At 52.8% G+C, this 12481-nt stretch carries 12 protein-coding genes and 1 pseudogene; 5 read left to right on the top strand and 8 right to left on the bottom strand.

Annotated elements, in window-relative coordinates:
• Positions 1 to 9: 9 nt before the first annotated feature.
• Entirely contained in the window at positions 10 to 558 is a 549-nt protein-coding gene (locus KJS28_RS02095) for a GNAT family N-acetyltransferase (RefSeq protein WP_213541552.1), read from the top strand.
• A gap of 102 nt (positions 559 to 660) precedes the next feature.
• Here the strand turns inward: KJS28_RS02095 and KJS28_RS02090 are convergent, their stop codons facing one another.
• Positions 661 to 1248, bottom strand: coding sequence for a recombinase family protein (locus tag KJS28_RS02090; protein WP_213540302.1), 588 nt, complete (start codon positions 1246 to 1248; stop codon positions 661 to 663).
• A gap of 147 nt (positions 1249 to 1395) precedes the next feature.
• Here KJS28_RS02090 and KJS28_RS02085 point away from each other — a divergent pair, with 147 nt between their 5' ends.
• Entirely contained in the window at positions 1396 to 1638 is a 243-nt protein-coding gene (locus KJS28_RS02085) for a helix-turn-helix domain-containing protein (RefSeq protein ID WP_213540303.1), read from the top strand.
• Here the strand turns inward: KJS28_RS02085 and mobQ are convergent.
• The 7 genes and pseudogenes from mobQ to KJS28_RS02050 all read right to left on the bottom strand — a co-directional run bounded on the left by mobQ (position 1610) and on the right by KJS28_RS02050 (position 9005).
• The gene (mobQ, locus tag KJS28_RS02080) at positions 1610 to 3319 is read right to left on the bottom strand and encodes a MobQ family relaxase (RefSeq protein WP_324614754.1); all 1710 of its coding nucleotides are present in this window, start codon (positions 3317 to 3319) and stop codon (positions 1610 to 1612) included. The two genes, KJS28_RS02085 and mobQ, sit on opposite strands and share 29 nt — an antisense overlap.
• 408 nt (positions 3320 to 3727) lie before the next feature.
• Positions 3728 to 3934, bottom strand: coding sequence for a DUF3847 domain-containing protein (locus tag KJS28_RS02075; RefSeq protein WP_213541551.1), 207 nt, complete (start codon positions 3932 to 3934; stop codon positions 3728 to 3730).
• Between the two features lie 14 nt (positions 3935 to 3948).
• Positions 3949 to 4164 carry a DUF6471 domain-containing protein gene (locus tag KJS28_RS02070; protein ID WP_071441608.1) on the bottom strand — a complete coding sequence of 72 codons (216 nt, stop codon included), beginning with the start codon at positions 4162 to 4164 and terminating at the stop codon, positions 3949 to 3951.
• A 515-nt stretch (positions 4165 to 4679) separates the two neighbouring features.
• Positions 4680 to 5981, bottom strand: a complete 1302-nt coding sequence (locus KJS28_RS02065; RefSeq protein ID WP_213541550.1) for a DNA primase family protein — start codon at positions 5979 to 5981, stop codon at positions 4680 to 4682.
• Positions 5953 to 6579: a CHC2 zinc finger domain-containing protein gene (locus KJS28_RS02060; protein ID WP_213541549.1), complete on the bottom strand. Its 627-nt coding sequence runs from the start codon at positions 6577 to 6579 to the stop codon at positions 5953 to 5955. The genes KJS28_RS02065 and KJS28_RS02060 overlap by 29 nt, the downstream gene beginning before the upstream one ends.
• 68 nt (positions 6580 to 6647) lie before the next feature.
• A pseudogene (locus KJS28_RS02055) lies at positions 6648 to 8706 on the bottom strand (DUF4368 domain-containing protein).
• Positions 8697 to 9005 carry a transposon-encoded TnpW family protein gene (locus tag KJS28_RS02050; protein ID WP_213540306.1) on the bottom strand — a complete coding sequence of 103 codons (309 nt, stop codon included), beginning with the start codon at positions 9003 to 9005 and terminating at the stop codon, positions 8697 to 8699. Before KJS28_RS02050 ends, KJS28_RS02055 begins: the two are co-directional and overlap by 10 nt.
• Positions 9006 to 9161: 156 nt before the next feature.
• Between KJS28_RS02050 and KJS28_RS02045 the strand changes: the two genes are divergently transcribed.
• From KJS28_RS02045 to KJS28_RS02035, 3 genes are read left to right on the top strand one after another with little or no spacing between them, the layout of a single operon-like run.
• Complete coding sequence (locus tag KJS28_RS02045) at positions 9162 to 10094, top strand: sigma-70 family RNA polymerase sigma factor (protein WP_213541548.1); 933 nt, start codon at positions 9162 to 9164, stop codon at positions 10092 to 10094.
• Positions 10095 to 10150: 56 nt separating this feature from the next.
• The gene (locus KJS28_RS02040) at positions 10151 to 11071 is read left to right on the top strand and encodes a hypothetical protein (protein WP_213541547.1); all 921 of its coding nucleotides are present in this window, start codon (positions 10151 to 10153) and stop codon (positions 11069 to 11071) included.
• Positions 11061 to 12458, top strand: a complete 1398-nt coding sequence (locus tag KJS28_RS02035; protein ID WP_228298418.1) for an ATP-binding protein — start codon at positions 11061 to 11063, stop codon at positions 12456 to 12458. Before KJS28_RS02040 ends, KJS28_RS02035 begins: the two co-directional genes overlap by 11 nt.
• Positions 12459 to 12481 lie beyond the last annotated feature (23 nt).

The following is a 12481-nucleotide window of genomic DNA, read 5'->3' as shown; positions in this document are numbered from 1 at the left end:
CAATAACCATTGCAATACGAAAAAGAAATTATCTTAAAGGACGGCGCGAAATGCCTTCTTCGCGGAGCGGGTGAAGCTGATGCCGCCGAAGTGCTCCGCACTTTTGATCTCACGCATGCAGAAACGGACTATTTTCTGACCTATCCGGAGGAAAATTCGTTCACCGTCCAAGAGGAAGCAAAATTTTTGAAGGCGCGCAGCGAAAGCAAAAATGCCATCGAAATTGCGGCGTTCGTTGACGCCAGGATTGCCGGAACAGCGGGCATTGATCCGATTGATGACAAGGAAAAGATTCGCCATCGTGCGGACTTCGGCATCGCCATTGAAAAAGCCTACTGGGGGCGCGGCATCGGGAAGGCTCTTACGCTTGCGTGCATCGAATGCGCGAAGCAAGCGGGATACCTGCAAATAGAGCTGGAGGTCGTAGCAGAGAACGCATCTGCTGTCCGGCTGTATGAATCGGTCGGATTTCAGGAATATGGTCGCAATCCAAGAGGTTTCCGTGCAAGAAGCGGCTGGCAAACGCTTGTTCTTATGAGGCTTGAACTCGATTCTTAAGCACCCCTCGGTTTCATAACCCCGTCGGTGCCTTTCGCAGAAAGGCGGATTATACCTATGAACCTGCCATTGGAAGACCATTTGTACTTTTCCATCCAATCCCTACTTGTATCGTGTCCATTTTAAGAATGTACTGTGCGACACGCCCAATGCGATGGCGGCGGCTCTGGCTGAGAGCTGGCCGCTTTCCCATTTTTGACGCACATCTTCATATGACTCTGGCAAGGGCAGCGGCCTCCGCCCGAACTTCACGCCCCGGGCCTTGGCTGCTGCAATTCCCTCTGCCTGCCGCTTGCGGATCATCTCCCGCTCTGTCTGCGCCACATAGGATAGAATTTGCAGCACCAAGTCGGCGATGAAGGTACCCGTCAAGTCTTGGCCCCGGGCCCGCGTATCCAGCAGAGGCATGTCCAGAACAACGATGTCCACCCGCTTTTCCTTGGTGATGACTCGCCACTGCTCCAGAATCTCCCCATAGTTGCGGCCCAACCGGTCAATACTCTGAATGACCAGCAGATCGCCGGGGTGCAGCTTTTTTACGAGACGCTTGTATCGGGGACGGTCAAAGTCTTTTCCGGACTGCTTGTCCATGTAAATATTCTTTTTGGCGATCCCAAACGCCGTCAGCGCAATCATTTGACGCTGCTCGTTTTGCTCCTTTGACGAGACCCTCGCATAGCCATAGTTCATAATCCGACCTCCAATCCATTGAATGAATAGATTGTAAGCCAGCCGCCAAAATTTCCCGATTAACCCTTTTGAGATAATTATAACTCAAAAGGGTTAATCTTTTCAAGTGCATTCGGATATGCTTTCTCTATAAAAGGAGAAAGTACTATGAATATTGGAGAAGCTGTTAAAGAGAGAATTATAGAGTTATGTCGGGAGCGGGATATTTCCATCAACAAACTGTGCAACATGAGCGGTGTCACGCAATCGACTGTCAATAATATTGTCAGAGGACGCAACAACAGTGCAACGATTTCAACCATCAAAAAGCTATGCGATGGCTTGGGTATCACGATTCAGGAGTTTTTTGCGTCAAATCTGTTTACCGAGTTGGAGCAGGAGATCGAATAATATGGGCGGCGACTGCTACGATGCCGCCGCCTGACGTTATCTCTCCCAATGCTCTTTTTTCTTGGACTGATTTTGCGGAACTGTTCTCTGTTCTTTCTGCCGCCGCATAATGAGCTGTCGCACTTGCCGTTCTTCTGTGTCCTCTCCAAGCAGACGCGATGCTTCCTGCTTGGCGCTGAGCAGCACAATAAGAGATGGCTTCTCCTGCATGGTGTCCTCTAATTGCTTTTTTGACTGCCTTTTCCAGCGCAGGGCGAATGACCTGCCGTGCTTTGTACAGCTCTACCGGGTCAAAATCCGCAGCCTGCGCTTTCAGTTCAGCGTATTCATCCAAAGCCTTATCCAACTCGGCAGAGTATTTCTGCTCCTGCGCCTCCAGCTTTTTTAGACCGGCCTCCATGGTGGCAATATCCTTGCGGAACGCCTCAGCGCCTGCATCCTCCGCATACTCAAATCTTTGCAAAAGGAGTGCCTTTTCGGAACGGAGTTCTTCCAAATCTTCTGTCAGCTCGGTAATGCAGACAGCCAGCGTTTTGTGGCGTTTCACATGGTATATTGGCAATTCCTTTTTCTCAGCAACCAGCGCTTTGCGCTCCTTGCTCTTTTTCTTGATTTGCTGCACCAGACCGGTGTAACGCTCCAGCTCCGGCTTCCATACGGCGAGAGATTTTTGAATATGCGATTTGCCGCTGCGAATATGCGAGAGCTGATAACAGAAGATCAGCACACGGCTGCGTAGCTTTTCCAGCCCTTCCGCAATGGCGGGGACAGTACGAGCGACCAGTGCGGCTAGCTTCTTGATTTCGGCTTTCAGCTCCCGCAGCAGCGCATTGTCTGCCCTGATCTGCCGGTTCAGCTCGCAGCGGTCAGAGACGATTCCTTTGCGCTCTAATGCCTGCGCTGTCACGCCCTCATGGATGGTGGGGATCTCATCCAGCCCCCGTGCAGCGTTGCTGCGATGGTCAATGCGTTCTTCCCGTCCAGCACTTTCCAGATAACGGTTGGTCACATCAGCCCATGCCACCCGCCATGATACAAGCTGTTCCTCGCTGTTCCAGCGTTCGGAGATGGGATTCTGTCTGCCGTAGGGGGTGCTTTTGGGATGCTTGTCTGCACGGATAAGCTCCTGCGCCTCAGCAGCAGATGGTGTCATGTACACCTTCTTTTTGCCGACCTTGTAGGGATATTGCTTCTCCCAGCCATCGTTCTGCGCCGACTTGAATTCGGCGGCGGTAAAACCTCGTTCCTCGCCGTTTCTCATGCAGAGGTATTCCTTCTCGGTTTTGTACTGCCACTTGCCCCGTTCGTCCAGTGGGCGCACCGTCAGCAGAATGTGGGCATGGGGATTGTGACCATCGGTGTCGTGGATAGCAGCATCGGCGCACATTCCATCGGACACAAACTGCTCCCGGATAAAGTCTTGCAGCAGTTCGATCTGCTGCTCACGGCTCAGTTCAATGGGCAGCGCCACGACGAACTCACGGGCAAGTCTGCTGTCCTTGGCCGTCTCGACTTCCTCCACGGCGTTCCAGAGCTTTTCCCGATCTTGCCATTCCTGCGGGGCATATTCCGGCAGAAACACTTCCTGCCAGACAAGTCCCTGCTTTTTTGTGTAGTCATGCTGTATCCCATCGTAATCATTATACAGGCGGGAACAGCTTAAATAAGCGGAGGCGGCCACGGCAGAGCGCCCTGCGCCCCGGCCGACCACCTTCGCTTCCAAATGATAAATCGCCATATCTTCTTCACCTCATTCTTTCTTTTTCTGTTTCTCTTTCGCAAAAGAGAAAATGACCCGAAGCTGAGCTTCGGGTCATAACCGCAAACAAAGCTGCCGGTGGCAGGTTTGTGCGGGCAGGGAGCAGACTGTTTCCAAAACGGAAACAACTGCGACCTGCGCAGACGATGACAGCAGCACTTGCAGGTGCTGTGGCATTGTCTGGAGGCTGCCGCAGCAGCCGCATTCGCCTCGCAGAGCGCACGATTTCCGCAGGAAATACCACCGCCCCTTCGGGGTGGTGAGTAAGTGCGCCCTTCGGGAGAAAAAAGAGGAAGGCCCCCGGTTTCCCGGAGACCTCCCATCTGAAATTTAGATTTCTTTTCCCAGCTTCCGTGAAAGATACCCCTCCAGCGCAGGCAGCTCCATCGTCCGCACCTCCGGCAGCACCTTTTCCAGAATTGCACCCTCCTGAATGAGTCTGCGCGTTCTGGCTTTGCGCTCCTTGACCCGATTCCGTGCCTGCGCTTCCTCCAAACGGTGCTGCGCCTGAATCAATTTTTTCTCTGCATCTGTCATGTGAAGACTCCCCCTTATCTTCGTTTCTGCCAGACGATCTCGTACCCCAGCGCATCGGCAAGCTGGACGGCCTCGACATAGCGCAGGGATTCCCGCTGGAGCTTATTGGACAGGTTGGAAACGCTGTCAGACCAACCGTGTTCGTCCCGCAGCAGATCGACCACCTCCTGCATGGTCATTCCCTGACGGACGATGTACGATTTGATCTCATTTCTCAGATTGGATTTCATTTGGTTTTACCTCCATAATTTCGTATAATCGGTTTTCGTATCGGTGATGCCAGCGTGCTTGTCGGTGAAAAATCCGCTGTGCTGCAAATTCGCTCAGATTTCTGCCCGTGATGCCCTGTTCGTAGCAGCACCCTATCGGCTTCATCGTTCGGCATGGGAACATACAGAACGGCAGGATATGCCGCAGTCCGGGGCAGCGGATTCACGCTTCGGTAAATCACCTGATGGTGCAGTGCGTTCGACCTACGACAAAAATCTTTACGGATTTCACAAGCATTGATTTTGAAGCCGTTAAAATAGGCTGTCCGTGTACGGCTCGGTACGGCATAGACGGCTTGTGTACGCTGCTGTACGCCGGTTTTGTGTACCGAACGCCGATTCAGCGGCAGATTTTACACGATGCCGTGAATTGCTTCACCAAAGGCACAAGCAAACCCGTATTTTGCGGATGAAGTTGAAAAATGCCGTACAGAGTGTACGGCGTGTACGGCAATTTTGAAGTCCGGTTCTCATTTTTAATACGGCAGTGGGTTGACCACTTCAATGCCCATAAAACCGCGCACCCGCTTGCCACCGACATGGACATTGTTGGTGGCCTCTACATTGTAAAGGCGCTCGTTCTGCGCCAGTTCCGAGCTGAGACGATTTGCAGACATGGGCTTTTGCGCATTGTCCTCGCACCAGCGCTGATACGCCTCATACAGTGCCTTGGAGCTGGCTTCACTGTCGGCCTTGAAGCGGATATAGCCCTCAGATTGCAGAAACTCGATCACATTGTTGCTGCTGCGCTTGACCGTCTCCATATTCTCTCTGGCCTTGCCGGAAATGCTGAACTGATAGTTGTTCCCAATCAACCGATGCAGGCCCTCCAGACACCAGAGGAAGATGCCCTCCTTTTCCCGCAGCAGCTTGTCCACCAGAAACGGATCGTCTGCTCTGCCTGCGGGCCGGTCTTTGGTGGTCAGCACGATCTGGCGGCGAAAGAAACCGTCGGATTTGTCGTGCAGGGCGGTGAGCGCACCGTTGCCGAAGCAAAGAAAACGCACATAGAGCTGGCTTTGGTAGCTCTGAACACCCTTACGCTCCATGTCCATTTTGCACTCGGAGGTCACGATGGATTTGATGTAGTTGGTCTTTGGCAGGGCGCTCATGTCCATATCGTCGTCCACCATCAGGAGCTTGTTTTCCAAGTCTGCACGGCTGAACCGGTTGCTCTCCACCTTTTGGATGCTGGTGGTATTCATGCTGTCCCCCAGCAGCGAGCGCATGACAAGACCAATGCGGCTTTTGCCCTCGCCGCCCTTGCCGATCAACATGAGCATTTTCTGCCCCTTGGTGGTGGGCAGCAGGCAGTAGCCGAGAAATTCCTGCAAGGTGGGAATGTCCTCCGGTTGCAGCAGCTCGGACAGGAATTGCAGCCAGCGTTTCGGTGCAGATGCATTGGAATTATAAGAGACGGTCAATCGGTTGTTGCAGTAGCTCTTGTCGGCGATGAAGCTGCCGTCCATAAAATACGTCCCGTTGGCAACGTGGATGCGGTCCGTCTCAATGGGCAGCGGCGGCGAATAGGCTTGCAGTTTGATGCTGGCAAGCAGATTTGCCACGACTTTGGACAAGCCGGAGGTCAGACAGCCGGAGATTTCCTTCAGAATGAGATTGCCGATCTGCCCCTCATCCTCGATCAGTCCGTCCGCGGTGAAAAGCCGCCCACGCACACATTTCATGGGGTGTTTCTCCAAAAACTGCTGGCAGAACAGCACCTCATTGATGTGTTTGCTGTCGTACCAGTCAGGCCACGTCTGCGGTGTTGTTGTCATTTTCGTCCTCCTTGTGAATTTCCTCTAATCTTTGCCGCAGCTCTTCCAGCTTTCCATCCGACATCTGCTGCCGCACCACCTCGGCGCATTCGTGGGAATCCCCGGCGCACAGAATGTCCAGATAGTATTCTGTCTGGTCGAGGTTGTGGCAGGCTTCTATAAATCGTTCATCCGGTGCTTCTGCTGGTAACTGCGGCGCATACCGCACCTTCCAGTCCCGCAGGACACGGGCGTAATCGGACAGAACAGAAAAGCACAGCCGCTCGTTTTCCATGAGCTGCTGTGCTTCTGTTTGGATATGCTTTGCGTGGAGTGCTGCTGCGCTGGGCGGCTTGTCCGGGCTGAGATGAAAATCTGCCATCAGCTTCCGCGCCGCATCATAGGGCGAAAGCTGAAACAGCTTGCCCACAAAGTCGATCACATCCCCGTGCTTCCCGCAGGCAAAGCAATAATAGTGATCATCCGCCACATACAGGCCGGGGTGCCGGTCGTTGTGGAACAGGCAGAGCGCCATGCCGTAATGGTTGACCTCCACGCCGTACCGCTCTGCTGCATCCCGGCAGCTTACGCCATATTTGACAATTTCAAAAAGATTCATTGTTCCTCCTTTTCTGCACAAAAAGGCGGCCTGCCCGATCTGGGGCAAGCCGCCGTCTGCGTCTCTTCTTATGCTGTTTTCGTTTCTTTCTCCGGCACTGCTGGTTCGAGCTTCGCCTCTCGCAAGGCTTTCTTCCGTGCGACCTGCCGCTTGATCTGTGCTGCATACCGACAATCGTCACTGCAATATTTCACATCTGACCTTGTTGTGATAAACTCCTTGCCGCAGTTCTCACAGGTACACTCTCGGCTGCGGCTCTCCGCCGCCTCCTGCCGGTAGAATTTCGCCCGGCAGTTGGGGCCGCAGAACAGGGTATTTGTCCGCTTGGATGCAAACTCCTGCCCGCAGCATTTGCAGGTCAGCGTAACCGGGACACCCACGATGCGTTCCCCGGATTTCAGCTTCTGATAGCGCTCCCGGCTGCGGATGCGCTCCTTCTTCAAGAACTCCTGCCGCTTGATTTCTTCTTCGCTCAGCTCCGTGACAGGCAGCTCAAACCGCCCGATGAACCGCAGATGGATCTCCACTTCCTGCACCCGGTCGCCGTCAATTTTTTCCGGGGCGTGGACGATGATTTTCTCAATAAACTCGTTGATCATGGGCGTGGTCAGCTCGGAGAAGTCCGTGTACTTCTTTGCCAGCTCCAGAAACTGCTTGGCTCGGTCGGTGTCCTCGGCAAAGGCGGACATCTGCGTTTCCATTTCGGAGACGGACGCTGTCAGCGCTTTCTGCTCCGCCTCATATTCTGCCAGCAGACTGTCAAAGCGCTCATCAGTGATGCGCCCGACGGCAAAGGATTCATAGAGTTTTTTGATGATGGTGTCCAGCTCGGCAATGCGTTTCTTGTCCTTGCTCAGCTTCCGCTTGGCATCCTTGGCCGCTTCCGCCTGCCGCAGCTGGGAGGCAGAGCGCACCTTCTCCAGAAAAGCATCTCGGTCAGAGATGGCGAAGGTGCTGGCAGCCCGGATGGTTTCCAGAATCAGCTCCCGCAACACCTTGCTGCGGATATAGTGTCCGCTGCAAGCGTGGGTGCGTTTCTGATGTGCCAGCGTATAGGTGGAGCAATCGTAAAAATCCGACGGATAGGGATTGTTCTCCGTACCGCCCCGTGAACGATGATTCATCATCTTTGCGCCGCAGTCCGCACAGAACACAAGTCCCGTCAGCGGATTGGCCTCACCCAGCGTGTCATGCCGCCGTGGCGTTTTCCGCAGCTTCTGCGCCAGCTCCCATGTTTCTGCATCCACGATGGCTTCATGGGTGTTCTCGAAAATCAGCCAATCCTCTTTGGGATTCATTACGGCATTTTTATCCTTATAGGACTGCTTGTGGGAACGGAAATTCACCGTATGCCCCATATACTCCGGCTTGGACAAAATCTGCCCAACGATGTAGCCGCTCCAGTTATAGGGGTTGGGGAACTCCTCCTTGCTTTTCCAGACGCCTTTATTCTGCTTGCCAAAGTAGACCGCAGGCGTGTCGATCTTGTCATCGAACAGAATGCGGGCAATATCGTAAGGGCCTTTGCCCTCGATGGTCAGCTGGAAGATACGCCGCACCACGGCGGCAGCTTCCTCGTCGATCAGCCAGTGATACTTGTTCTCCGGGTCTTTCTTGTAGCCATAGATGGCGCAGTTGGTGGTGGGCTTGCCGGATTCCCCTTTGACCCGAATGGCGGTTTTCTGCTTGCGGCTCAGGTCACGAAGATACCATTCGTTCATGATGTTGAGGAAGGGCGCAAATTCGTTGCTGTTCTGATCGTCGCTGTCCACGCCGTTGGCAATCGCCACAAAGTGGACGCCGTGCTGCCGGAAGAATACCTCCGTGTAAAAGCCGGTTTGCAGGTAATCACGACCGGCCCGGCTCATATCCTTGACAATGACATGGGCAACCTTTCCGGCCTCGATGTCCGCCACCAGCCGTTTCCATGCGGGACGGTCAAAATTACCGCCGCTCCATCCGTCATCGGTATAGTGGCGGCAGTTGGCGTAGCCTCTCTGCTGGGCATAGCTTTCGAGGTATTTTTTTCTGATTCACGATGGAGTTGCTATCACCAGCATTGTCATCGTCACGGCTCAGCCGCTCATACAGAGCGGTGATCTTTTCCTCAGTCTGTTTCATGCGCATTCGGCGCTCCTTTCAGACTGACGGCTCATTTGTGGTGCTTCCATTATACCACAAGTACCGTCATTTGTAACCCCCTCATTGCGGATCATCCGCAGAATCTTTTCCTCCATAGTCTCCGCTGCTGTTTCGCTGAATGCGACCCTTACCTTATAGGTGGTGCCGCCGATGCGCCGAATGATGAACTGTTCCTGTTGCGTTTGCTCCATAGGCTTCCTCCTTGCGTAATTTGCTGGTTTTTGATATAATAAATCCGGTTCCGTTGACTGTAAGCCAACCGTGTCTTTCTGTTGGTTTTCCATGCCCCATATCCTCCTTTTCTTCGTTGATGGCTCGGAGAGTAACCTGTGTAACTTGCGTTAAGATTACTTCCTCTACTAATAGGAGAAATACGGGGTGTAAATCGGAACTGTTTTTTGAGAAAAAGAAAAATATTTTTTCGAGGAGGTGAAGCTGTCGTGGAATCATGGGAGGATGAACTGCTGTGGGATGATGATTTTTCCGATGAGGAAGAAGATACCGAGGAGCAAATAGAGGAAGCCGACCTTGAAATGGATGAGGATAGCTTCGCCGATTGGGAGGATTCGTCTGACGGTGCGCCGGAGGACGAGACGCTGGAGGAAGCACTTGCAGAAGAACGCACACTGGAGATGGAGAGCGAGCTGGAGCAAGACGAGCACCCCAGAGACTACAACGCCGAGCAGGAGGACGAGGAGGAAGAAGCCGCGCCCACCAGCGAAAAACGGCTCAAACGGGAAATTCGCGCAGAGGCTCTGCGGCGGCTGGAGGAAGCAGCCCGGACGGAATCGGATTTTCTGAGTGTTGTGGACGAGTGGAACAAGCTGGACAGAAATCGGGAACGCCGGGAGCGTGACCACGAAAATCTGCGCGGGGATGTGCCGTTGGAGTTTCAGGCCGTGCCTGATCCGAAGATCGCCCCGATGTGGATGAATTTGCCAAGGTTTCGCCAGCTTTGTCAGGGAAATTTTCTTGACATCATCTTCTCCTGTCCCTACGAGCTGCACCAGCTGACAGCAAACCGTTTTCTCTCCAAACTCTTCTTCACCCTCAGCGATGAACAGAAGGAGGTACTGTACTACCTGTTCGTCAAGCAATACAGCACCACAAGGCTTGCTGCCATCCGTGGGCAATCCGACCGGAACATCCGTAAGCTGCGGATGACCATTCAGAAAAAGCTGCAAAGGCGGATGTATGAGCATCTGAGCGAAAAGCTGGAAAAGGACTACAGCATTACCCTGCGAGAGCGCGAGTTCGTGGAGGAATATGAAGCACTGCTGCAAACCATGGGCAAAGATGCCGTAATCCGCCCGGAGAATAAAACACCTCCGAGAAAGAAAAAAGCCGCCCTTGACGAAGCCAAGGACGGTTGATACAATAGTAATATGGTTAATATATAGTTGGATTACGAGCAGAGAGGAACAGTACCATGAAGAATCTCTTTGAGCAGTCCCGTTCCCATTGGGTGCGGTATGACCGCTATGAACTGAAAACTGCCGCAGACGGAAAGCGGTATATCACGCCGGGGAAGAATGCCAAACCCGACATCTATAATCCCTTGAAGGAAGCGCCGGGAATCGTGCTGGATGCGCTGAATGTGGGAATGCTGATGATGAACCGCAGTCCGGAGGACGAGGTGCAGAAGGCTATTCTGGAGTTTGTGACCCATTACGGTTTGCTGGGTCTGATGACGGCGCTGCCCACCACGCCGTCCTTTATGGACTATGAGAAGGTGTATCTGCCGAAAAACCATTTCATCAAGGAAGAAAGCATGGCAACAGAGGACTACCTTGCCCTGTTCTATCCCTTTGACAAATTGGATGTAGTGAAAAAAGGCGTGGAATCCAGTTGGAATGTTTCCGGGGATAATATGATGATTGCCCTGACCATGACCTTCATGGATGAGCCGATGGCAAAGAACATGAGCTTCCAGCGGGAGTATGCTGAAGCCTATGACTGGGTGGCGCAGCAGTTCAAGGACTGGGCTTTCACTCTGACTACCTCTATTTTGTACTACAATGACTACGACAGCATTGACGAGGATACAAGAAATCTCTACCGCAAGGCCATGGCTGCCTTCGGCGGCATTGCGCCCAGCTATCATATTGAGCTGTTGGACAAGCCGACCATCTATTGGGATTTTCACTCCCTGCTGCTGGGCATCCAGATGATGTTCAGCTTCCTGCTGGTGGATGGAGAGAAGCCCCTGCGGCTGTGCAAGCACTGCCAGAAGGTGTTTCTGAGCAGTCGCTCCAATTCCGCATTTTGCAGCCCCCGCTGCAAGAATCAGTATAATGTCTATAAGAGCAGAGAAAAAAATAAGGGGCAGGACGGTGAGAATGATGATTGACCGCTGGATCGCAGAAGCGACCGAATGTGATTTCAAGGTCGCGCTGGAGGTAAAGAAGCCGAAAAGCTGGCTCAAAAGCGTCAGTGCGTTTGCAAACGGAATTGGCGGTACGCTGTTTTTTGGTATTGATAATGACAGAAATGCTGTCGGCTTAGACGATGCACAGACCGATGCAGAGGCAATCAGCCGGTTGATCAAAGAGCGTATCACGCCTTATCCGAGTTTTGTCCTCGCACCGGAGCGGGAGGACGGCAAGGACATTCTTGTGCTGTCTGTGTCAGCAGGGCGCTCCACACCGTATTACTACAAAGCGGACGGCATTATGGAGGCGTATATCCGCATCGGCAATGAAAGCGTGATCGCCCCGTCCTATGCGCTGAACCAACTGATTCTCAAGGGAATGCACCGCACTTATGACGAACTGGTTTCCGAGTATGATTTCAAGGATTACGCTTTTTCCAAGCTGCGCGAACGGTATAAGGCTTGGACGGGCAACAGCATGGAAGAAAAGCTGTTCGATTCCTTCGATATGCGGGACGAACACGGCAAGCTGACCAATGCGGGCGCTTTGCTTGCAGATGATTCTCCCATCCGGCATTCCCGCCTGTTCTGCACACGCTGGAACGGCCTTGATAAAAGCGGCGGCATGGTGGATGCACTTGACAGCGCAGAATTCTCCGGTAGCCTGATCATCCTGCTCAATGAGGGTGTCAGCTTTGTCAAGCGGAATATGAAAACGCGCTGGAAGAAAACTGCCGATTCTCGTGTTGAGATGCCCGACTACTGCGAACGAAGCGTTTTTGAGGCGCTTGTCAATGCGCTGATCCACCGCGACTATCTGATATTGGGCAGCGAGGTACACATTGATATTTACGATGACCGCCTTACCATTTATTCTCCCGGTGGTATGCCCGACGGTACGCGAATACAGGAACGAGACCTGTCCAGCATTTCCTCCACACGACGCAATCCCGTCCTTGCAGATATTTTCGGCAGATTGGGCTATATGGAGCGGCAGGGCAGTGGTTTTAAGAAGATCACGGAATCCTATCATGCCGCCCACAACTACCGTGCTGAGTTGGAGCCTAAATTCTACTCGGATGTTACCTCATTCCAAGTGACGCTGTACAACCTGAATTATGGGCAATCCATTGATAAAACGAGTATTTCGGATGAAAACCAGTTGTTTGATGAGCAGAAAGCAGTTGTTTCTGAGAAAAACCAGCTGTTTGAAACATTCCTTTTAGGGCTGAAAGCGAAAGCAAGCACCAAGGAAACAATGCTAAAGCTGTATCATAAATTTGGTTTTGACGCTGCATTTGCACGAGCGGATATTATGAATCTCGCGGGTGTAACCCTCCTCACCGGCAGGTGCATTGATAGATAAGCTCAAAAGCGCAGGACTAATAG

The organism is Vescimonas coprocola (assembly GCF_018408575.1).
GTDB lineage: Bacteria > Bacillota > Clostridia > Oscillospirales > Oscillospiraceae > Vescimonas > Vescimonas coprocola.
Note: the sequence above shows the minus strand (reverse complement) of the source record. Positions and strands in the feature narration are given on the sequence as shown.